Source organism: Mycobacterium shottsii (genome assembly GCF_010728525.1).
Taxonomy (GTDB): domain Bacteria; phylum Actinomycetota; class Actinomycetes; order Mycobacteriales; family Mycobacteriaceae; genus Mycobacterium; species Mycobacterium marinum.
Genome location: NZ_AP022572.1, coordinates 5574767 through 5596385 on the forward strand (window position 1 = coordinate 5574767; position 21619 = coordinate 5596385).

At 64.8% G+C, this 21619-nt stretch carries 11 protein-coding genes and 8 pseudogenes; 3 read left to right on the forward strand and 16 right to left on the reverse strand.

Translation table 11 applies throughout. From position 1 onward, the window contains the following. Nucleotides 1-31 precede the first annotated feature (31 nt). The 8 genes and pseudogenes from G6N41_RS30215 to G6N41_RS25820 form a co-directional block, all read right to left on the reverse strand. Nucleotides 32-1251: pseudogene (locus G6N41_RS30215) on the reverse strand (CoA transferase). Continuing rightward, nucleotides 1176-2168 carry an enoyl-CoA hydratase/isomerase family protein gene (locus G6N41_RS25790; protein ID WP_198966050.1) on the reverse strand — a complete coding sequence of 331 codons (993 nt, stop codon included), beginning with the start codon at nucleotides 2166-2168 and terminating at the stop codon, nucleotides 1176-1178. Before G6N41_RS25790 ends, G6N41_RS30215 begins: the two are co-directional and overlap by 76 nt. Before the next feature lie 2 nt (nucleotides 2169-2170). Continuing rightward, nucleotides 2171-3289 (reverse strand): annotated as a pseudogene (locus G6N41_RS25795) (M24 family metallopeptidase). Next, on the reverse strand, nucleotides 3279-4514 hold the full coding sequence (locus tag G6N41_RS25800) for a M24 family metallopeptidase (protein ID WP_198966051.1): 1236 nt from the start codon (nucleotides 4512-4514) through the stop codon (nucleotides 3279-3281). The pseudogene G6N41_RS25795 and the gene G6N41_RS25800 overlap by 11 nt, the downstream one beginning before the upstream one ends. Before the next feature lie 9 nt (nucleotides 4515-4523). Continuing rightward, nucleotides 4524-5585: pseudogene (locus G6N41_RS25805) on the reverse strand (amidohydrolase family protein). Between the two features lie 148 nt (nucleotides 5586-5733). Further along, nucleotides 5734-6918 (reverse strand): annotated as a pseudogene (locus tag G6N41_RS25810) (cytochrome P450). Nucleotides 6919-6980: 62 nt separating this feature from the next. Then, nucleotides 6981-7175, reverse strand: a complete 195-nt coding sequence (locus G6N41_RS25815; protein ID WP_020729496.1) for a ferredoxin — start codon at nucleotides 7173-7175, stop codon at nucleotides 6981-6983. An 11-nt stretch (nucleotides 7176-7186) separates the two neighbouring features. Continuing rightward, nucleotides 7187-7852 carry a TetR/AcrR family transcriptional regulator gene (locus G6N41_RS25820; protein WP_198966052.1) on the reverse strand — a complete coding sequence of 222 codons (666 nt, stop codon included), beginning with the start codon at nucleotides 7850-7852 and terminating at the stop codon, nucleotides 7187-7189. A 265-nt stretch (nucleotides 7853-8117) separates the two neighbouring features. On the opposite strand from G6N41_RS25820, the pseudogene G6N41_RS25825 reads away from it, so the two are divergent. After that, nucleotides 8118-11364: pseudogene (locus tag G6N41_RS25825) on the forward strand (LuxR C-terminal-related transcriptional regulator). Nucleotides 11365-11404: 40 nt separating this feature from the next. Here the strand turns inward: G6N41_RS25825 and G6N41_RS25830 are convergent. Then, on the reverse strand, nucleotides 11405-12208 hold the full coding sequence (locus G6N41_RS25830) for an SDR family NAD(P)-dependent oxidoreductase (RefSeq protein ID WP_198966053.1): 804 nt from the start codon (nucleotides 12206-12208) through the stop codon (nucleotides 11405-11407). 195 nt (nucleotides 12209-12403) lie between these two features. Between G6N41_RS25830 and G6N41_RS25835 the strand changes: the two genes are divergently transcribed. Beyond that, nucleotides 12404-13156 (forward strand): SDR family oxidoreductase, encoded by a 753-nt coding sequence (locus tag G6N41_RS25835; RefSeq protein ID WP_020729492.1) that lies wholly within the window; start codon nucleotides 12404-12406, stop codon nucleotides 13154-13156. Between the two features lie 66 nt (nucleotides 13157-13222). On the opposite strand, the pseudogene G6N41_RS25840 reads toward G6N41_RS25835, so the two are convergent. The 4 genes and pseudogenes from G6N41_RS25840 to lpqS all read right to left on the reverse strand — a co-directional run bounded on the left by G6N41_RS25840 (nucleotide 13223) and on the right by lpqS (nucleotide 17149). Continuing rightward, nucleotides 13223-14096, reverse strand: a pseudogene (locus G6N41_RS25840) (IS5 family transposase). Between the two features lie 81 nt (nucleotides 14097-14177). Continuing rightward, a pseudogene (locus G6N41_RS25845) lies at nucleotides 14178-15419 on the reverse strand (MDR family MFS transporter); the annotation flags it as partial. Beyond that, complete coding sequence (locus tag G6N41_RS25850; RefSeq protein WP_198968026.1) at nucleotides 15419-16540, reverse strand: PLP-dependent cysteine synthase family protein; 1122 nt, start codon at nucleotides 16538-16540, stop codon at nucleotides 15419-15421. The gene G6N41_RS25850 and the pseudogene G6N41_RS25845, both read right to left, overlap by 1 nt. 201 nt (nucleotides 16541-16741) lie before the next feature. Continuing rightward, nucleotides 16742-17149 carry a putative copper homeostasis (lipo)protein LpqS gene (gene lpqS, locus G6N41_RS25855; protein ID WP_269469270.1) on the reverse strand — a complete coding sequence of 136 codons (408 nt, stop codon included), beginning with the start codon at nucleotides 17147-17149 and terminating at the stop codon, nucleotides 16742-16744. A 129-nt stretch (nucleotides 17150-17278) separates the two neighbouring features. On the opposite strand from lpqS, the gene G6N41_RS25860 reads away from it, so the two are divergent. After that, complete coding sequence (locus tag G6N41_RS25860; protein WP_198966054.1) at nucleotides 17279-18937, forward strand: multicopper oxidase family protein; 1659 nt, start codon at nucleotides 17279-17281, stop codon at nucleotides 18935-18937. Between the two features lie 30 nt (nucleotides 18938-18967). On the opposite strand, the gene G6N41_RS25865 is transcribed toward G6N41_RS25860, so the two are convergent. The 3 genes and pseudogenes from G6N41_RS25865 to G6N41_RS25875 all read right to left on the reverse strand — a co-directional run bounded on the left by G6N41_RS25865 (nucleotide 18968) and on the right by G6N41_RS25875 (nucleotide 21597). After that, nucleotides 18968-19786: an alpha/beta fold hydrolase gene (locus tag G6N41_RS25865; protein WP_198966055.1), complete on the reverse strand. Its 819-nt coding sequence runs from the start codon at nucleotides 19784-19786 to the stop codon at nucleotides 18968-18970. After that, entirely contained in the window at nucleotides 19786-20775 is a 990-nt protein-coding gene (locus G6N41_RS25870; RefSeq protein WP_198966056.1) for a cyclase family protein, read from the reverse strand. The genes G6N41_RS25865 and G6N41_RS25870 overlap by 1 nt, the downstream gene beginning before the upstream one ends. Continuing rightward, nucleotides 20775-21597 (reverse strand): annotated as a pseudogene (locus G6N41_RS25875) (coniferyl-alcohol dehydrogenase). Before G6N41_RS25875 ends, G6N41_RS25870 begins: the two are co-directional and overlap by 1 nt. Between the last annotated feature and the right edge of the window lie 22 nt (nucleotides 21598-21619).

Sequence of the window (21619 nt, forward strand, 5' to 3'; positions counted from 1 at the left end):
AGAACCTGCGGCGTCGGTACCGGCCTGGGCTTCAGTTCGGCCGTCCGGTAGTGGTCGCATGTTCCCCGAGCCGCGGCGCCGGACCGGGGCGGCGCAGGTGCACCGAACTGATCCGGTACGGATGGGCCGGTTGCAGGAACCCGTCGCGGGGGTTGCGGACAAAGGAACCTCGCGCCTGAAAATGGTCGAGCGAGGCGATGTTGGCCCCATTGGCCACCGGCGCGTTGGGAATCCGGAACGCCGTCGCGAGTTCCCGGATCTCGTCGGACGGATGGCTGCGCAGCCAGTCGTAGATCTCCTCGGCATGGAGGTTGGCTTGTTCGGTGATCGACAACGGCGATTGCTCGTCGATCCACTCCGGGTGACCGACCATCGCGCACAGGTCGAACCACTGCTGCGCGGTTCCACATCCCAGATCGACCAGCCCGTCTTGGGCACACGCCACCCCCGGTACGGTCAACCGCCGAGCGTCACGCCATGGCCGGCCGAACATTTCGAAATAGGTGACGGGATAGTAAGTCTGGCTGAGAATTTGGTTCTCCTGCATGGATAGGTCGATCAGTTCTCCCCATCCATCGCTGAGCCGGCGGTGCCGGGAGGCCAGGGTGGCCACGCTGGCATATGCTCCGGCCAGGTATTCGCCGACTTGCCCGCCGACGAAGACCGGCGCGCGATCGGCGAGGCCACGTCCGAGCCCGATGATTGCGCCTGACCACGCTTGCAGGGTGAACTCGGTCGTCGGCCGGTCGTGCCAGGGCCCCTCCAGCCCGAACGGGGTTATCGACGTGACCGTGAGCTGCGGATGGCGCCGGTGCAGCTCTTGCGGTCCAAGGCGCGGGTGCTCAGCGACTCTGGAACCTGGCGACCCACCACCGCGTCGGCGGCGGCCAGGAGCGCCTCGACCAACGCCAGGTCGCGATCGGATTCGGGTGCCGCGACGACGCTGTGCTGGCTACCGGCCAGGAAGTTGAACAGGGCGCCGTCGTTGCCCTCGGGTATGGCGGTGCCCGAAGCCGACCACCAGCGCAACGGATCACCCTCTGGTGGCTCGACTTTGACGATGTCAGCACCGCCGTCGGCGAGCAGTTTGGTGCAATATGCGCCCGCGATACCGGTGGACAGATCCACCACCCGGTAACCGGCCAGGGGCGGCTGAGCTGACGGTGTGGCCTCCACTAACCTTTTTTCTTCTTCTGCTTGGCAGGCTTGCCGGTGCCGTCTTTGGCCCGCGATTTCTTGCTCAGGCGCCACTCCGGTGGGAACCGGCTGTCATTGTCCTTGACCGCATCGCCCAGACCCTGCTCGATGGCGTCATCGAGCATGAGGTCATCGGTGTCGGCCCGCACACCGCTGCCCATCGACTCGAAGAAGCCACTGAGCAGGCTGCCCATGTACTCGCCCTGGAACTGTTTCATGATTTCGAAGAAGACCTTCTGCATGAACACCGTGTCGTTAGGCCGGTTGCGCGCACAGGCCAACGCATACTTGGCCACCTCGGCTTCGAGTTCCTCGCGCGGTACCACGCTGTTGAGAAAGTTGCAGTCCTGCATCTCCGCGGCGGTGAAAGCCCTTCCGGTGAAGACCATTTCTTGAAACTTGCGGATGCCCATGGTCTGCGCCCACCACCACAGCCGCGGACCCCAGCCGTAGTAGCGGAATGACGGATGCCCGAAGAGCGCATCATCGCTGGAGATCACCAGATCAGCGTCGGCCGCCTGATAGAAGTGCCAGCCATAGCAGTAACCCTTGACCTCCAGGATGGAGATCTTCTTGAAATCCTGCAGGCCACGAATCCCGGCGTTCGGATTGGCATACCACTGGCTGACCGATGCGCCATGACGAAAAGAGCCCAACGGCGGATACTTGACTTCCTCAGCGCCGACCCGGAATTCGGCAAGCCGCGGGCCCTGATCCGGAGAGTTCATCACCTCCATGAACTCTTCGAGATCCGCACCCGAGCCCAGATCCTCTCCCTCGCCGCGAATCACCAGTACCTTGACCTCGTCATCGATGCTGGCCCGGTGCAGCAGGTCGGCGTAGCGCAGTCGCGCGGCTATCGTCGGCGCATTCAGATGGCCTGGGCGATCGAAGGTGATGGTGGCGATTCGGCTCTCGGGGTCCTTGTCATACCGGATCACCTTGTCCACCGGCGGCTCCGATTTTGGCATGGCTAGGCCTGCCACATCGGGCTGGCGGTTAACACCTCGGGTCCATCGGCGTTGACCAATACCGCTTCGCGGCCAAACACGGCGCCCACCCCGGCCTCCCACACGTAACCCGTCACGGCAAGAACCATTCCCGGCTCCAATCGGTCATTGGCCGCCGTCGCGGGCAGCTGGGCGGAGATGACCGGCGGGTCAAAGCCCATTCCCAGGCCCCGCGCTACCGGCATCGGCGGCGCCGGTTCTCCGGCCTGCCGTTAGGCATTCAGCAATTCGCCGGCCCCCGCACCCGGCTGGCACGCTAAAAGCAGCCCCTCCCACAGCTTCGCCCATCGTTGGTACAGCGGCGCGGCGCCCGCAACACCGTCTGCGGGCCAGGTTCGGCCCACCTCGCCGATGTATCCGCCGGCCAGGACCCCCGCGGAGAAGGCCACCAAGTCCCCGGACCGAACGGTGCGATCGCCGCTGGCCCGCCGCCACGGGTGCTCGCGCGAAGTCACCCACGCCACATCCTGATTGGAGGGAGTGCTGACGCCGCCGGCCGCCACCGCTTCCACCAGCACGCCGGCCAGCAGCTGTTCACCGACCCCGGTTCGCAGCTCGGCTACCGCCGCCGCCAGCCCGGACTCGGCGACCGCGATGGCTGCCCGCAGCGCGACCACCTCCTCGTCCGTCTTGATCCGCCGGGCGGCGCGCATCGCGAGCTCGCCGTCGACCAGCTCCGCGTTGGGAAATGCCTGCGGCAGCAGCTGGGCGAAGACCGGTGACAGCGCGTCGGTCCCCACCCGCCGGGCGGTGGCGGCGTCGTCGATGCGCTCGAGCACCGAAATGGTGTTCATCGGGTTCCACGAGATGCCATAGAGGTTCTCGTGCGGGATGTCATCGGGAACGCCTTCATCCCAGGTGCTGAGAAGATGAATGGCACCTGTCGCGCGGACCAGGACGCAGGTGGGGCCGAACGGCCTGGTACCGGCGACCCAAAGTTGTGGAGTGCCCGAGACATAGCGGACGTTGGCCTGCCTACCGAGAACCAGGAGATCGAGATCGTGGGCCGCCATCTGCTCGAGCGCACGTTGCCGGCGCCCGCACCGCAGCGCTCTATTGTCGGGCAGTACTTCAGTCGACATAAGGGTCATACGGGTAGTCGGTCAAGCGCGTCGAGCCCTCCTCGGTGATCACCAGAACCTCTTCACTGCGGTAGCCTCCGGTACCGTCTTCCCACACAACTGGCTCGAGCACCAGCACCATGCCCGGATCCAGCACGAAGTTCTCATCGAACTCGTCGCCGAGATCGGTTCCGATCATCGGCATTTCGGCCGCGTTTACACCGATTCCGTGGCCCAGATAGAAGTGCGGCAACCAGGGCCGAGCACCGCCGTTGGCCGCCGTTGCGGCCCTGGCCAACTCGGCTGCCGTCGCGCCGGCGCGGGCCACGCCGACCACGGCGCTCATGATCTCGCGCCACCTGTCGAACTGTTGCTGCTGCCGTGGCTGCGGGTCACGCCCCACGATCCAGGTCCGCCCGAAGTCTGAGCAGTAGCCCTGGTAGGTGATGCTCACGTCGGTCCACAGCACGTCGCCTGCGGCGAGTTCTCGCTCGGTGCTCAGCAGCGGCAGCGCCAAGTCGCCGTGGGTGGTCCACACACCCTCGGCCCTGCTTGCCGGCATGACCTGCCAGATCGGTTCGAGCATGCTGGCGGTGGCGCCCAGTTCGAAGGCCCGGCGCAGAAAGCGCGCGGATAGCTCGATCTGCCGAATCCCGGGCGCCAGCGCCTCGTGCACTTGCACCACCGCCGCATCGGTGATTCGGACGGCGTTGCGGATGCACGCGAGTTCATCTGAGGTCTTGATCACCTTGGCGGCACTCACGACGGCGCTCGCATCGACGGGGGCACCGCTGGGGAACAGCAGCTTTGCGGCTCGTGCCATGGTACCGGTCAACTCGTCGACCGCGATGGTGGCTGCCGGTGGGATCAGCTCCGACAGCAGGCGCGCGAAATTCTCTACTCCTTCGTCGAATTCGAGGTAGACCGGACCGTGCAGGTGATCGGCGGGCAACTCCGACTCCTGGGATGCGCCCTCCCGAAACGGCAGAAACAGGTGCGGCCACTGGTCGCCGGCCAGCACCACCGCCACCGGGCGCTCGACGTAGGACAGCCCGGCGTCTCCCAGCGGCCAACTGGCGCCGGTGGCGTAGACGACGGCGCTGTTGCCCAACAAGATCATCGCGTCGACGCCGCGATCGGCCATCGCGCGGCGGAGCCTGGACCCCGTTTCGCGCCGCATCCGGGTCAGGTCCGGCCGCTCCGGAATCTGCATCTCAGGCGAGGGCGGCCGCGCGAACGTCGTCATCAGAACTCCTCAGAGTCCTAGGAATTCGGTGATGTTGCCGCTGACTATCCGGGCGGCATGCTGCGGCCCGACCGCGTCGACGACAGCGGCCAGCGACTTCTCCGAATAGCCGTAGGTGCTCTCATTGTGCGGATAGTCCGAGGACCACATGACCTTGCCGACCCCGATGCGATCGATCAGTTCCAGTCCCAGCGGGTCAACCATGAACGATGCGCTCATGTGCTTGTCCCAGTAGTAGCGAACGTCATGCTAGAGTAGCCGGTTGAACATGTGCTGATAGGACGCCACCAAATGCTCAGCCTCCTGTAGTGCCCAGGGCACCCAGGCGATGCCGCCTTCGAACCAGCCGACCCGCAAACCCGGATGCTGGTCGAGGATGCCGCCGAAGATGTACTTGGAAAACGTCTCCCGGAATCCGTCGATATTGATCATCATCCCGACGACGACGCTGTTGAACTCACAGGGGCTCTTGGGCGGGGTCTCGCCGATGTGGTGGGTGATCGGCATGCCGGAAGCCTCGATCTCATCCCAGACTGGCCGCATGGTCGTGCTCGCGTAGTCGATAGGGTTGCCGTCGTCGTCCTTGCCCGGGTTTAGCGGCATCAAAAAAGTCTTGAGTCCAAGCGATTTCAGTTCCTCTAGGGTGCGGCGAGTTCCGTCGGGGTCCCACCAGTTGATCAGCCCGGCACCGTAGAAGTGACCGGCGGAGCGCTCCTGTAGTTCGGCGATGTACTCGTTGTAGATGCGGAATGCGAGTTCCCGAAGCATCTTGTCCGGGTAGTGAAAGAGGGCGAGCACCGCGTTGGGAAAGGCGAGCTCCTTGTCGACCCCGTCCTCACGAAGTTCCTGGATCCTCGCCTCGATGTTGGTGCTGGCGGCCCCGGGCAGGTCGTCGTATTGCATGAGGACCGCGCTGAAGTCGCCCGGAAGGAACGACTGGCCCTTGCGCCCGACCTGAATAGCACCGTCTTCGTAACAGATACGCGGTGCCTTGTCCTTCAGATCGTCCGGGAAGCGCTCATAGAAGATGTCGGCGGCCAGCGATATGTGATTGTCGGCCGAGAACACCACCGTGCCCTCGGGCAGCCCCACATTGATGCCGCTGGCATGTCCCCGGCGATTCTTCGGTGCTCCAAAGCCTTCCGGCGGGTAGAGCGAGACGGAGCTGGTGGGGGCCGACATCATTGATCCTCCATTCGGATCCGGGTTGAGACAGTGGTCACCAGGTCACGGGTAGTTCGTAGACCCCATAGGCCAGGCGGTCGTCTTTGAACGGGACGTCTTCGAGCGCAGTGGCCAGCGTCAGCGTGGGGATGCGCTGCAAGAGAGTGCGGTAGACAATCTGCAACTCGGCGCGGGCGAGCTGTTGGCCGACGCACTGGTGCCTGCCGTAGCCGAAGGCGACGTTGCGCTCGGCGCCCGCGCGGTGCAGATATAGCCGATCCGGTTCGGTGAACGCGTGCGCATCCCAGTTCGCCGGAGCGAGATCGATGATGATGCCTTCGCCGGCGCGGATGGTTTCTCCGCCAATGTGAATGTCTTCGTGGGCGACCCGGCGCTGGCCGTTTTGAATGATGCTGAGGTAGCGCAGCAGTTCCTCGACCGCATTCGCGACGATCTTGGGGTCGTGGGCATTCCGCAGAATCCCAGCCTGGTCGGGGTTCACCAGCAACGCGAGCACGCCAAGACCGATCATGTTTGCGGTGGTCTCGTGTCCGGCGATCAGCAAGCCGGTGCCCAACTGGGCGGCCTCCTTGACGCTGAGCTCACCGGCCTTGGCCCGCTCGGCCAGATCGGAAACCGCGTCTTCGGCCGGGCTCGCCATTTTGGCTTCGACCAGCTCAGCCAGATACTTGTGCAGGCTCATCGCGCCTTTGACGGTGTCCGCACCGGTCGCCTACCGGGCCAGCCCGACATTGGCGTGGTGCTGAAACATCTCGGCGTCCTCGTAGGGCACCCCCAGCAGTTGACTGATCACCAACGACGGCACCGGCAGGGCCAGTTTGGCAACAAGGTCGGCTGGCTGCGGGCCGGCCAGCATCGCATCGATGTGCTCGTCGGTGATCTGCTGGATGGTGGGGCGTAGTGCTTCCACCCTCTTGAAGGTGAACGGTTTCGACAGCATCCGCCGAAATCGGGTGTGCTCTTCGCCGTCGGCGGTGAACACCGAGCGGGGACGCTTGTGAACGGTCGACAACATGCCCGCATTCCAGTGCGGGAAGCCCGGCAGCCGATCATCAACGCTTACCCGTGAGTCGGAAAACAGCTCGCGCACTTGCTCATATCCCGTGATGAGCCACGGTGTGCTGTCGTCCCAGATGCGCACCCTGGTTAGCGGCCTAGCTGCCGCCAGGGCCATGACTCCTGGCGGCGGGGCGAACGGACAGCCCGCGGACCGCGACATCGGATAGTCCGGGATTCCCGCCGCCGTCTCGGGGCTGGGGCTTGCGAGCGTGTCGGACACGGTCACTCCTCGATCTTGATTGCCATCGCCGGGCAGGACGCGGCCGCCCTGCGGGCACCCTCGGCGAGCTCAGCGGGCGGATTCTCGTTGAGCAGGACGACCACACCGTCCTCGTCACGCTGGTCGAATATCTCGGGTGCATTCATCACGCAGTTGCCCGACGATGCGCAGACGTTTTCATCGACAATCACTTTCATCTGCCCCCCTCTCACTCGCGCGCTGTCACAGGCGCCAGCCATAGGCCGGTTATCGCGTCGATCAGTCCGGTCGCGGCCCCGCGCCAGGAGGGTCGCGGCACCGAGGTGCCCGCGGCAAGCGCACGTTCGAGATCAGCACAGGTGTGCATCAAAAGGTTTCGCGCCATCAGGTTGCGTTCGTAGCGCACGTCGACGGACAGATCCGGTAGACAGCTGTTGATGCCGTCGATGACCTGAACCAGCGACGGCGAACTCAGCGCATCTTTGACGATGATGTTGTGGTGGGCGGGATCGGTCATCGCCTGCGCGGCAAACCGTGCGTACCAAGTCGGATTACCCAGGACCGCAAGGTGTTCGGTGAGCGGGCACACCAAACACGCCACCCAATCCCGCATCGTCGCGGCCGCACCCTTGGCGGCGGCCGCTGCCACCATTTGCTCGCGAAGCCGTTCGACCGGCACGCGATGCTTCTGCTCGATAGCGCGAACCAGATCGGTCTTGGTGCCGAAGTGATACCCCACCGCGGCGTTGTTGCCCTGCCCCGCCGCCTCGCTGACCTGGCGGTTGGAGACCGCGAACACACCGTGCTCGGCAAACAGCCGCTCGGCCGCGACCAGGATCGCCTCTTGCGTGGAACTGGCCCGTTCACCGCGAACGGCCCTGCCAACGGCGGTCATGACACCTAGTCAACCGCGCACCGAAGTATTAAGTCAAGCGATTGATTTAAAACGCGAAAGCCCGGCACAGAGCCGCTGTGGCCGGTGCGACTGAAGGGGCCACAGCGACGTATCGGCCGGTTGCGCCGTGGCGCTACCCGACCCGGCCTCCGCACTCTGCGCATTTCTACTGATGTTTTGCGGCGGACCACCGATCCATGCTGGTAAGCATGACCACATCGAAGCGCGAGCAGACACGCCGCAGCTGAATTGGAGCGACCTAGGCATGAACGGTTTGCCGACGGGAACGGTGACGTTGCTGCTGGCCGACATCGAGGGCTCGACCCGACTATGGGACAACCAGCCCGACCAAGCCGCAGCCGCAATCACCCAGCTCGATCAGATTCTGGCCGAGGTGATTGCGGCTCACGACGGAGTACGGCCGGTCGAGCAGGGCGAGGGCGATAGCTTCGTGGTCGCGTTCGCCCGCGCCAGTGATGCCGTGGCTTGTGCCCTGGCGCTGCAGCGCGCCCCGCTGGCCCCGATCCGGCTACGCATCGGACTGCACACCAGCGAGGTTCGGATGCGTGACCCAAACGATCCGACCAACTACATCGGCCCGACCATCAACCGAACCGCACGGTTGCGCGAATTGGCGCACGGCAGCCAAACCGTACTTTCCGGTGCCACCGAACAGTTGGTCTTGGACCAGCTCCCGGCCGGAGCCTGGTTAAGCGATCTGGGCACCCACCCGCTGCGGGATTTACCTCGCCCTGAACGCGTGGTGCAACTGTGTCATCCAGACCTGTGCAATGAGTTCCCAGCCTTACGACTGTCGAAGGCCGCCGCCACCCATGGTCTACCGGTGCAGCTGACGAATTTCGTGGGCCGTGATGCGGGGATGGCCCATGTCCGCCAACTGCTGGCCGAGCAGCGGTTGGTGACCTTGACCGGGGCCGGCGGGGTTGGCAAGACCCGGCTGGCGGTGCAGATCGCGGGCGAGGTCGCAGGCGAGTACGACGGCGGTGTCTGGTGGGTCGATCTGGCATCGGTCACCGACCCAGACGCGGTGCCGATTTCGATGACCCGCGCACTTGGCCTGCCGAACCAGCCGGGCCGCTCGACGGTGGACACGCTGCTGCGGTTCGTCGCCGGTCGCCAAATGCTCATCGTGCTCGACAATTGTGAGCATCTGCTCGACACCATTGCGGAGTCGGTCCTCCCGCTGCTCGGCGCTTCCAGCAGCTTCACCTTGCTTGCCACCTAGCCGGGAGCCCATCGGGGTTCCCGGTGAGGTGACCTGGCGGGTGCCTTCGCTGTAGTTGGCCGACGAAGCCATGGAGCTGTTTGTCGATCGGGCGCGTCGAGTGGCACCCGATTTCGCGAGCAACGACAATACGGCTCCTGCGGTCGCGGAAATCTGCCGTCGCCTCGACGGAATACCGTTGGCGATCGAGCTGGCGGCGGCGCGGGTACGGGCGCTGTCCTTGCCTGAGATCGTGGTGGGTCTGCACGACCGGTTCCGATTGCTGACCGGCGGTGCACGAACCGCGGTGCGACGCCAACAGACGTTGCACGCATCCGTGGACTGGTCACACGCCTTACTCAGTGAGCCAGAACGGATCCTGTTCCGCCAGCTGGCCGTTTTCTTGGGCGGGTTCGATCTCGAGGCAGCCCAGGCCGTGGCTGGAACCACCGACGTGCAGCACTTCCAGGTGCTGGATCAACTCACCCTACTGGTCGACAAATCGCTTGTGGTGGCCGAAAACCTCATTGACCGAGCACGATACCGAATACTGGAAACGGTGCGCCAGTATGCTTTGGAAAAGCTCGCCGAGTCCGGCGAGGCCGATTCGGTACGGACCCGCCACCGCGACCATTACACGACAATGGCCGCGCGACTCGACTCGCCGAAGCACACCGACCATGAGCAGCGCCTCGAACAAGCCGAGATTGAGATCGACAACCTGCGCGCCACATTCGCCTGGAGCCGCGAAAACTCCAATCCCGATGAGGCTTTAACATTGACCGCGTCGCTGCAGCCGTTGTGGCTCACCCGCGGCCGCATCCAGGAAGGGTTGACCTGGTTCAACTCTGCACTTGCCGATCTCGACACGCGACACGTCGACATTACGACGCCGGTGCGGATCAGAGCCCTGGCGGACAAGGCCGTGCTCAACGCATGGGTGGGCGCCACCGACAGCATGGACGACGCTAGGCAAGCGCTATCGATCGCGCGCGATTTCGACGACCCGGCGCTGCTGACGCGGGCACTGGCCGCCTGTTCGGTAATCGCCAGCTATCACCCCGAGTTGGCCAGGCCATACTTCGCCGAGGCGGTCGAGCTAGCCCGCGCAACGGACGACCGATGGAGGTTGAGCCAGATCCTGGGCGCGCAAGCCTATTCCGGGATCATCAGCGGAGATCCCATCCAAGCCCGCACCGCCGCCGAAGAAGGCCGCGACTTCGCCGACTCCATCGGTGACCGATTCCATTCGCGGGAATGCCGCTTGTGGCTTGGCTGGGCACAGCTCTGGAACGGCGAACTCGACGCGGCCGCCAGGCAGTGCGCGAAAGTGGTTTCCGAGTCCGAGGCAGCTCACGACGAGATCTCGAAGGTGCTCGGCCAGACGATCGCCGGCTGGTCACTCGCCCATCGCGGAGATACCGATGCGGCTCGCATCTCAGCCGGCGCGGCCATCGAAGCCGGCCAAAGTCTCGGGGGCCTGTACCAGGGCATTGGCTATGGAGCGCTCTCCGCTGCGGCCCTGGCGGCCGGCGATCTCGCGACGGCACGGGATGCCGGTGAGGCCGCGCTTCGTCACGCGAGTGTCCAGCCTGATACGGCCGCGGTCTTCTTCAACCAAATCGCGCAAGCAGCCGTGGCATCCGAGGACTTCGACACGGCACGACGTCGCGCAGATGAAGCGGTCTCGGCAACCGCGTCTCGTCCGTTCTACGCGATGGAGGCGCGCACGACGCGCGCACGCGTGGCGCTTGCGTTGGGCGAGCACGACCGGGCTGAGCGGGACGTTCACCAGGCACTCATACACGCTTGCGGCGTTCGCGCCTATTTGGGCGTCCCCGACATCTTGGAATTCCTCGCGGATGTGGCCACTGAGTTCGACAACCACCGCGAAGCGGCCCGGTTCTTCGGCGCGGCAGCGGCAATGCGAGAACGGATGGGATCGGTACGGTTCAAGATCTACGACTCCCACTACGATTCGTCGCTACGAACCCTGCGTAACGCTCTGGAGGAAGACGACTTTGCGGCTCTTTGGGCCGAGGGCGCCGGGCTGTCGGATGAGGAGGCAATCGCCTACGCCCAACGCGGCCGCGGCGCGCACAAACGCCCCGCCACCGGCTGGGCATCGCTGACACCCACGGAGCGCGACGTGGTCAGGCTGGTCAGCGACGGGCTCAGCAATAACGACATCGCCGCCAGGCTTTTCGTTTCACCGCGCACGGTCCAATCCCATCTGACCCACGTGTACACCAAGCTTGGGGTCACCTCCCGGGTGAAACTCGCCTAAGAGGCGACCCGAGAATCCTCCCGCTGAGCGGCGGGCCGCCCTACCTGCTGCGGCGAATCACCTTGCCCGCCAACGTCCCGCCGTCCACGGGAAGAACGGTCCCGGTGACATATCGCGACCGTTCACCGGCGAAGTACAACGCCGCTTCGGCGATGTCCTCGGGCGTGCCCTCGCGCTTCAGTGGCCGGTCCTCACGCATGGTCTGGCGAATCTGCGCGGTGAACCGCTCGACTTGCTCTTGATCCATTCCCGCCGCCGACGACGCCAACAGCGGGGTGGGGATGTTGCCCGGCGCGATCGCATTGACCCGAATCTCGTAGTGCGCCAGCTCGATCGCCGCCGATTTGGTGAATTGAATCACCGCCGCCTTCGAGGCCCGATACGTCATCACTCCCCCGCCTGCCTGAATCCCGCCGATGGAGGTGAGATTGACGATCGATCCTCCGCCGTGGGCGGCCATCTGCCGGGCGGCATCACGGGTGCCGGCCATCACTCCCAGCACGTTGACCGTCATCACGCGGTGAAAATCGGCCAGGTCGTCATCGAGGAATCTGCGGTGCATGGCGCCGGAGACACCGGCATTGTTCACCATCACGTGCAAGCCGCCGAAGTTGTCGACGGCGGCCGCCACCACCGCCGCGACCTGTTCGGGTTGGGAGACGTCGGTCCGACAGAACATGGCATCGGCGCCCAGCGCGGCCGCCAAGGACTCACCACGCTCCGCTTCGACGTCGGCGATCACAACCCGCGCACCCTCGGCGATAAACCGCGCCACCGTGGCGCGCCCGATACCGGAGGCCCCGCCGGTGACGATCGCTACTTTGCCGGCCAATTCGTCGACCACAGAACGAGTTAATCCGCGCTCGCCAGGTTAAGTCAAGCAGTTGATTTAGTTTCCATTGCTGTCACACGGAGCCGTCATCACCCTGACGCCACCCGGCGACCCGCCAAAACCACGGACTTTCCCTGTTTCATCGGCCCGAAAACGGAGGATGCTGGATTGAGCAATTCCATCACGCGGACCGGGAGGGGCTTGACCCTGAAGATTCTGGTTATCGGCGGCAGCGGGCTGATCGGATCGCAAGTCGTCGCCCAGTTGACCGGGCTAGCGCACCAGGCCGTCGCTGCATCGCCGCGCTCGGGCGTCAACACGCTCACCGGCGAGGGGCTGGCCGATGCCGTTGCCGGAGCCGACGCAGTGGTCGACGTGTCCAATTCCCCCTCCTTTGCCGACGACGACGTACTCCATTTCTTCACCACATCGACCAAGAACCTGCTCGCGGCGGAGCAAACAGCGGGTGTGCGCCACCACGTCGCGCTGTCCATCGTGGGCACCGACCGGGTGCCCAACAGCGGCTACTTGCGGGCCAAGTGCGCCCAGGAGAAGCTGATCGAGGAATCGGATCTGCCGTATTCCATTGTGCGGGCTACCCAGTTCTTCGAATTCGTGATCGGAATTGCCGATTCGGCTACCGATGGCGACACCGTGCGCCTGTCACACACCGCGGCCATCCAGCCTATCGCGGCCAGCGATGTGGCAACCGGCGTCACTCGAGCTGCGATCAGCAATCCGCTCAACGGGATCACCAACATCGCCGGCCCGGACAAGTTCGGCATGGACGACTTCGTCCGAATGGGGCTTGCCGCACATGGCGATTCCCGCCAGGTACGCACCGATCCCAACGCCCGCTACTTCGGCGCAGTGCTCGATGAGCACAGCATCGTCCCCACCGACGGCGAGGATGTGACCATCTACCCCACCCACTTCAGTGACTGGCTGGCCGCGGGCTAGCCCAGCGCACTAGGCCACTGCGGCGGGGCCGACTCGGGGTTCCTGCGCGCGACTAGGTCCTGTCTGCTAATTGCGGACGCGGTGGTAGGTGATGATGGCGGCCAGGGTGACACCGCCGAGGTAGGTCAGGGCGTATTTGTCGTAGCAGGTGGCGACCGCGCGCCAGTGTTTGAGCCGGTTGAAGCTTCGCTCGACGGTGTTGCGGTGCTTGTAGATTCGGCCTGAGAACCCCGGAGGCCGTCCTCTGTTGCGGCCTTTGGCTTTGCGGCGGGTGATCTGGTCGCTGCGCTCGGGGATGGTATGGGCGATCTTGAGCCGGCGCAGCTGTGCCCGCGTCGAGTCATGGGAGTACGCCTTGTCCGCCAGCAGGCGAAACGGGGCGTATGAGTTGCTGCACCGGGCGGCCAGCAGTGGCCAAAGCATCGGATTATCACCGGCTTGACCGGCCGACAGTGCCAGGGTGACCGGACTGCACAGCTGGTCGGTCAAGGCGTGGATCTTGGTAGTCAGCCCGCCGCGGGAACGCCCAATGGCGTGGTCATCGGGCTCATCGAGATATTTCTTGTAATTCGACAGATCCCCCTGTGCGGCGCCCGGAGCGCGCTCCGGCTGCGTGTCGGTGGGCGCGCACACTGGTCGAATCGACCGACAACAGTGCGCCCAGGTCGGCGTCCTCGGCGTCGAGGTCAGAGGCGATCGCCGCGAAGATCCGCGCGTAGATGCCATCGACCGACCAGCGTAGATGCCTCTCGGCCACCGATTGCCAGGGACCGAAGTGCTCGGGCAGGTCACACCACGGAGATCCCGTACGGTAACGCCAGATAATGCCCTCCAGAGTACGTCGATGATCGTTCCACGGCCGGCCACGCCGCCGCCCCGCAGGCAACACCGCCACGATCAGCGACCACAAATCATCAGAAATCGCATGCGTCCGCATCACCCAAACAGCATCAGCCAAAACACCATTCACATTAAGCAGACACGCCCTAGCCGCCTGTTGGCAGAGCTGCGCCGGTGGATGACGGCGGCTCAGTCGCTCGGCGCGCGTCGCCTGCCGGTCCAGCTGATACAGGCCGACCACCGCAGCGAGACCGATCAGAATCAATCCACCCCAGACGAGTTCATCGGCGCCAAAACGGTGTGCCACGCTCATCAGCGAGCCCACCGCAAGGTTGCCGACCAGGATTCCGACGCCGACTATCGTGCTGTAGAAGCCATAGTGTGTCGCCACGAGTTTGTCTTCGGCCAGCACCACCACGGTGCGCATTTCGAAGGGAAACAACGCCGCCGAAGCGACAGCGAGCAAACTCGCCGATACCAACAGCGCCGCGACCGCGGCCCCGGTGCCGAAACGTTGCGCGTTAGGCACCATCGCGAGCGGCACGAACGCCATGGCCAAGATCGCGGCCCCGAACACCAGGCTGCGACTTACCCTCCAGTGCGCGGCGAACCAGCGGGTGATGCGTAGCTGGCCGGCGATCGCGATCAGCCCGGATACCGCGAACATGGCCGCTACCAAAACTGATTAGTGGCCAGGCGCCAGCAACGATGCCTGTATGGGCAGGGCGAGGTAGACCTGGAACGACAGCACGTAGGCACCCGTCATGGCGGCCACGAAGCCCAGGAACGAGCGGTTGCGCACAATCGCCTTCCAGCCCTGCAGAATCGACTCGTTCTTGGTGTCAGGGTCGGCCAGATGCTGGGGCAACGCCATCAGCTGAGCGGCGGTCAAGACCGCAAAGACGACCGAGGCCCCCAGCACCGTTATCCGGAAATCGAGCGTCAGCAAGGCCAGCCCCACCAGCGGGCCCAGCAGGATCCCGGCCTGATAAAAGATGTTGAACATCGCAAACGCTTCGAGCTTGCGATCACCGGAGTCCGCGGCCACATAGGCACGCACCGCGGGGTTGAACAGCGCTCCGGCGAAACCCGTTGCCGCCGAGGCAATCAGCACACTGGGCAGCGAGTGCGCGACCACCAGTAGCGCAAACCCACCGGTACGGATCAAACAACCGGCAACGATCAGCGGCTTGTAGCCGAACCGGTCGGCGAGCGTCCCACCCACAAAGAACATGCCCTGCTGGGAGAAGTTGCGCACGCCCATCACCAAACCCACCGCCCATGCGGCCAGACCGAGCGGTCCCGCCAGGTAGTCGGCCAGGTATGGCATCAACATATAGAAGCCGACGTTGATGCCGAACTGGTTGATCATCAGCACCCGGCTGGGCCGGTTGAAGCTGCGGAACTGCGCCAGGAAGCCCATCACGCCGCTACCTGGGTCGGGTCGATCACCGTCGCGCTACGCGTCCAACGTTGCACCACCGCGGCCGAGGGTGAGGCGATCACCTCCGGCTCAGTCGCGGGTCGCTGACCAAGCAGCCCGTGCTCGTTGCAGTAGTCGTCGTTATAAACCGTGTCGAAGTAGCGCTGGGGACCGTCGGGAAACACCGCGGCGATAGTGATGTCCGACGGCAAGGTGCGCGCGGCCCATCCGGCGACCAGGGCGACCGCTCCGACGCTCCATCCGCCGCTGGCGTAGTGGGTAGCGGCCATGGACCGGCAGGCCCAGACCGCTTCGGCGGGGGCAACCCAGTGCACTTCATTGAAGGCGCTGTAATCGACGTTGCGTGGAAAGATGCTCGACCCCAGCCCGCGCATCAGCCTGCTCGACGCGGGCTGACCAAAGATTGTGGAGCCGATGGTGTCCACACCGATCAGTCGCATGGCGGGATTGAACTCGCGGAGCACCCGCGCAACACCCGATGAATGTCCACCAGTTCCCACCGAGCACACCAACACGTCGACTCGACCGAGTTGAGCCGCCATCTCGAGCGCCAGCGGCCGGTAGGCGTCGACGTTGTCGGGGTTGCTGTATTGGTCGGGATTCCAGGCACTGGGGTCAGCGGCCAACAACTGAGCGACTCGGTCCTTGCGGGCTTGTTGCCAGCCCCCGACCGGGTGCGGTTCGGTCACCATGTCGACGCGGGCACCGTAGGCGGTCAGCATGCGCGCGATGATCGGCTCCGGCCCCGGATCGGTGACCAGCGTGACCGGGTGGCCGTAGACGGAACCGGCCAGCGCCAGGCCCAACCCCAGCGTGCCGCTCGTTGACTCGACGATGGCCGCTCCGGGGGCCAGATCACCGCGGGCGCGGGCCCGTTCGACCATGTGCATGGCAGGGCGGTCTTTCATGCCGCCGGGGTTGAAGCCTTCCAGCTTGGCCCAGAATCCACGATCGGCGCTGCCGACTGGACTCGCGTCCCCCGACACCCAGAGCACCGGGGTGTTGCCGACCATGGTGCCCGGGTGCCGGTTACGACCGGGAATGGGGTGGTATCCCTCGGGAACAACACGGTACCGATCCCGAGTCTGCCGCGGCCGCATCGAGGTCAGGTGTGAGCGGCCGGGAAGCGTTGTGGGTGAAATGTTCAGATTGTCGCCAGCGGAATTTGCTGCGTTTACCAAGGGCAAATTGGGGTTCATTGTCTCGTCGCTTCTGCATTTGGCCGCGATGGCGCTGCGGCAATTTGATGTGGGTCAGCGGTCCCCGGCCCGGGTTTGTCCCCATGACCTGGCGCTGACCAGTCAGCGACGAGCGCGGCAGTACCGGGTCAGCAGATCTTGACCCGCGCGAACATAGACTGGCACCGATGGCGGGCCACGCCCGGCCGGCACCACGAGATAGGTGAGAATGCCCGGAATCCCCGCCGCGGCGGCCACCGGAACGGATTCGAACGACATCGTGGCCGTCCGGGGCAACACCGCCGTCGCGAATTGTTCCGGGCATGGAGGGGTCGAATTGTCCACGAGGTGCGCGTGGTCGGCGCTGAGCACGAACTCACTACCCACCGATGTCGCCAAGGGGTGATCGGAATGCGCCGGCTGCAAGTGCACCTGCGGCAACCAGCACTGCGCCGCGACCACCGCGGCGGCCCACGCCAAGGCCAGCGCGACGATCGCGGATCGCGTCCACACCACGCGGCGGCCTTTCATGCGGCTAACTATATACCCCCTACCGGTATAGCGTAAAGGGTGAGCTCCGGGTTGCGGGATGCCTGATGTCCTAGCAGGGTAAACAGAGTATATGCGCACAGCCGAATCGATCGAGACGAGGAGCGGTTAATGCCGGTACTGCCAACGGGCGGCCACCCATTCGGGAGCGCACAGCTCAGTAGGCGCGGCTTCATCGGCGCCGGCATCGCCGGCGGCCTGGCGTTGGCCGGTTGCGGCCACTCGCAGACCACGCAGACCGGCGAAACGGCCATGGCCGATGCGATCGCGGCCGCCGAGCGAGCCCGTCCGCACACCGGGCGAACGGTTACCGCCAGCCTCACCCCGCAACAGGCACAGATCGATCTGGGCGGGCCGGTGGTGCAAACGTTGGCCTTCGGCAACACGGTTCCGGGACCGCTGATCCGGGCCAGCGTCGGCGACGAGGTGGTGGTCGCGGTGTCCAACCGGCTCGACCGCGCCACCTCCGTGCACTGGCACGGCATCGCGCTACGCAACGACATGGATGGCGCCGAGCCCGCGACCCCCAACATCGGCGCAGACCAGGACTTCACCTATCGGTTCTCGGTCCCGAATGCGGGCACCTACTGGGCACACCCGCATGTCGGCCTCGAGGACGACCACGGCCTGTACCTGCCGTTCATCGTCGACGATCCGACCGAACCCAACCGCTACGACGCCGAATGGATTGTTGTCCTCGACGACTGGACCGACGGTGTCGGCAAGAGCCCGCAACAGCTTTTCGACGCCTTGGTGGATCCGAACAAGCCCCGCATGCAAGAACTCCCGGGGTCATCGACCGCTCCAAGCACGTCCACCAGTACGACGACCACCACGACAACTCCGACCACAAAAACCAGCACGACAACGACAACCACCGGAACCAGTAAGACATCTCCCACCACAACCACATCGGCGACGGGTAAGCCGGATGAAGAAAGCGGCGAAGTCGGGTCGAGCGACCTGCTCGGCGGAGATGCCGGGGACATCGCCTACCCGTACTACCTGGTCAACGGGCGAATTCCGGCGGCACCCACTTCGTTCAAGGCCAAGCCTGGTCAGCGAATCCGGATCCGCATCATCAACGTCGCCTCCGACACCGCGTTCCGTGTCGCATTGGCCGGGCATACGATGACCGTCACCCACACCGACGGCTACCCGGTGATTCCGACCCAGGTCGACGCGCTGCTGATCGGAATGGCCGAACGCTACGACGTGATCGTCACCGCGGCCGACGGCGTCTTCCCGCTGGTCGCCTCCGCGGAGGGAAAGAACGCGCTGGCGCGTGCCCTGCTGTCCACCGGCTCCGGCACCGCACCCGAACCACAGTTTCGGCCCGCCGAACTCAACAAGCGGGTGGGAACCGTGGAAATGTTCACCGCCACAACGGCTGTCAATCTGGGCCGGCCCGACCCCCAGATGAGCCTGCCGATCACGCTGGGCGGCACGATGGCGAAATACGACTGGACCATCAACGGGGAGCCTTACAGCAAGACGCATCCGCTGACCGTGCGGCTCGGCGAACGGCCAACCCTGATGTTCGACAACCCCACGATGATGTACCACCCGATCCATCTGCACGGCCACACATTTCAGATGATCAAACCCGACGGCACGCCCGGGGCACGCAAGGACACCGTTATCGTGCTGCCGGGGCAACAGCTGCGGGCGGTGCTGGTTGCGGACAACCCCGGATATTGGGTTCTGCACTGCCACAACAGCTACCACCGCGAGGCCGGCATGATGACGCTGCTGGACTACATCTTCTAAAGGCCGGCCCCGACGCGGCACCCGGTGGGTTCAGCGACCGAGAAAATCCAGCATCAGCTCGTTGACGGTACCGGCCCGTTCGATCTGCGGACAGTGCCCGGCACGGTCGACAACCCGCGAGTGTCCGTTCCGGATCTGCCCGGCGATCTGCTCGGCCCAGCCGCTGGGAAGCAGCTTGTCGTTGCGCCCCTCCACCACCATCGTGGGCACCGTGATGCGGTCATAGCGGCGACTGCTGGACGGGGTAGCCGAGGGGGGTGCACCGGGGCGACGAAAGCGGGCTGCCGCCACGGCTTCCCACGCCCCCGGCGCGATACTCGAATCGCATCGGCGCTGCACATAGTCCATGTCGGCCGGATAGCGGGCGTCGTGAAATAGCGCTGCCACGATGCGCCGCATTGCCGGCAGGGTCGCGTCGTAGCTCTGTAGTGCGTCAAAGTGGCGGTTCTGCTGAATCTGCCCGCCGCCGCAGATGATCGCCATGGTCCGCACGGGCAGCATCGGCGCGTCTGAGGTCGTGTCGGTCAGCAGCATGATGGCCCCCATCGAATTGCCCACGAAGTGCGCGGAGTCAACGCCGAGCACATCGCAGAACCTCGCCACATGGCGAATGCGCATTGCGCGGCCGTCGACGAAATCAACCACCTTGGCCGACTGCCCGAAGCCCAGGAGGTCGGGCGCCAGCACCCGGAATCGGGCGCCGAGCACGCCGATGTTGTGTTCCCAGGCAATTTCGGCGCTGGCCCCGAACTCACCGCCGTGCAGCAAGACCACCCGGTCCCCGTCACCCGCCTCCAGATAGCTGGTAGGCAAGCCGTCGACCGCGACCGCGCGACGATGAATCCGCACTACTTTATTGCGATCGGGTTGACCGGCGAGCCTACCGCGCCGACAAATCGCAGCGGCGGCGCAACGAGCTGGAACTCATAAACCCCGTCGGCGGCGCAATCGGCGGCCAGCGCGGTCAGGTCCCAGTATTCGCCGAGCATCAGTCCCATGTCACGCAGGCACAGCAGATGCAACGGCAGAAACAGACCATCGACGCCAGATACCGGATCTTCGACTTGCAGATTGTCGGAAGCGACCGCGGCAACCTCGTGATCGTGCAGCCACTGCGCGCATCGCCAGTCCAGCCCCGAGTAAGGCTCGGTCTTGTTTGCGGTCATGAGAAATCTTGTCCACCAACCAGTCCGGATAAGCACGATATCGCCGGACTCGATGGTGACGCCCTGAGAGCGCGCCACGTCGTCCAGTTCCTCGGGAGTGATCGGGTTTCCGTGCTCCAAAAAGACCTCGGCTCCGCGATGACGCACCAGGTCGAGCAACACTCCGCGCGAGGTGATGCCTTTGACATCGACCTTGTCGATACCGCAGTGATAGGCGCCCTGGCTGGTCACCGAGTCGGCGGGGAAGCCGTTGTAGAGCTGGTCGTAGTAGTACACGTGGGACGGCGCATCCCACTGGGTGGCCGCCTGTAGCGGCATGATGATCATGTCGTCGTTGAAGCGGAATGGGTTGTCGACCAGATACTTGCCCATCTGCCTCGCGGTCGGGTTCTGCTCCCACCCCGGCCCGTACTGCGCCAACGAACTGGCGTCGCCGCCGTCGATCGTCATCAGATGTATTGGATTGTGCCGGAAGCCGAAAGCGCCCTGAGGCCCCGATGACCCGAAGTCGACGCCGAGCGCAAACACCTTCCCGTGCCGGACCAAGCTCGCCGCCCGCTGGACCTTCTCGGCGGTGATGAAGTTCAGCGTGCCCAACTCGTCAGCGTCGCCCCACCTCCCCCAGTTGCTGAGCTCCCGTGCCACACGTCGGAACTCAGTCAAACCTGCCATCAGGCCCGTCCTTCCCCGAGTTCTCCAGCGATCGATGCCGCCACGTTTCCACCGTCAACCCATACGACCTGACCCGAAATATAACTGGCTGCATGACCATTCAGGAACACCAAAACCGAAGCCTGTTCACCCGGAGTTGCGACCCGGCCCAGCGGCTTGGCGATATCGTCGAGAAACTCGGCTCCGTAGGCGGTTGTGAGCTGATCCAGAATCGGCGTCTCGGTCACCCCCGGCCCGGTGCAGTTGATGCGGATGCCCCGCGCACCGAGACCAACCGCACTTCGCATCGTGTAGAGGATCAACGCTTCTTTGGAGAGTTGATAGCCGGCGCCCAGCACCTCCAGGTGGCCTTTGCACCAATCGATCCCCTCGACCATCGTCGTGGTGTTCAACAGCGGCGCCACGGCGCGATGGTGTTCGCGGTAGCCGGCGGCTGCCAGTGACGACACGCTCACAATCGCCGAACCCGGGCCCATCATCGGCAGCAGTGCCTCGGTGAGATGGCGTAACCCCAGGAAGTTGATCGTGACGACCAGCAGCGGGTCACCAATTCCGGACGAAACACCGGCGATGTTGAACAACGCATCGACGGGCCCGCCGACGGCATCGACGGCTCGATCGATGGACCCGGGGTCGGCGAGATCGAGCTGGTGAAACTCGCTGATCTCATATCCGGGTTGGCGCTGGTCGAGTCCGACGACTTGCGCCCCGAGTCCGGTCAGCTGATGCACGGCCCGCTCGCCGATGCCCGATGCCCGATGCGCATCCGGTGACCACGGCACGACGGCCGTCATAGCGCCATAGCTGCTCGATCTGGGCCACCGGCCTTTCCCGATCCGCTTAC

What these genes read in the sequence shown, in the direction of transcription:
- G6N41_RS25870 (WP_198966056.1), bottom strand. Translation starts at nt 20,775, where the DNA reads ATGGCAGGTTTGACTGAGTTCCGACGTGTGGCACGGGAGCTCAGCAAC.
- G6N41_RS25815 (WP_020729496.1), bottom strand. Translation starts at nt 7,175, where the DNA reads ATGAAAGTGATTGTCGATGAAAACGTCTGCGCATCGTCGGGCAACTGC.
- G6N41_RS25860 (WP_198966054.1), top strand. Translation starts at nt 17,279, where the DNA reads ATGCCGGTACTGCCAACGGGCGGCCACCCATTCGGGAGCGCACAGCTC.
- lpqS (WP_269469270.1), bottom strand. Translation starts at nt 17,149, where the DNA reads ATGAAAGGCCGCCGCGTGGTGTGGACGCGATCCGCGATCGTCGCGCTG.
- G6N41_RS25820 (WP_198966052.1), bottom strand. Translation starts at nt 7,852, where the DNA reads ATGACCGCCGTTGGCAGGGCCGTTCGCGGTGAACGGGCCAGTTCCACG.
- G6N41_RS25850 (WP_198968026.1), bottom strand. Translation starts at nt 16,540, where the DNA reads ATGCGGCCGCGGCAGACTCGGGATCGGTACCGTGTTGTTCCCGAGGGA.
- G6N41_RS25800 (WP_198966051.1), bottom strand. Translation starts at nt 4,514, where the DNA reads ATGACGACGTTCGCGCGGCCGCCCTCGCCTGAGATGCAGATTCCGGAG.
- G6N41_RS25790 (WP_198966050.1), bottom strand. Translation starts at nt 2,168, where the DNA reads ATGCCAAAATCGGAGCCGCCGGTGGACAAGGTGATCCGGTATGACAAG.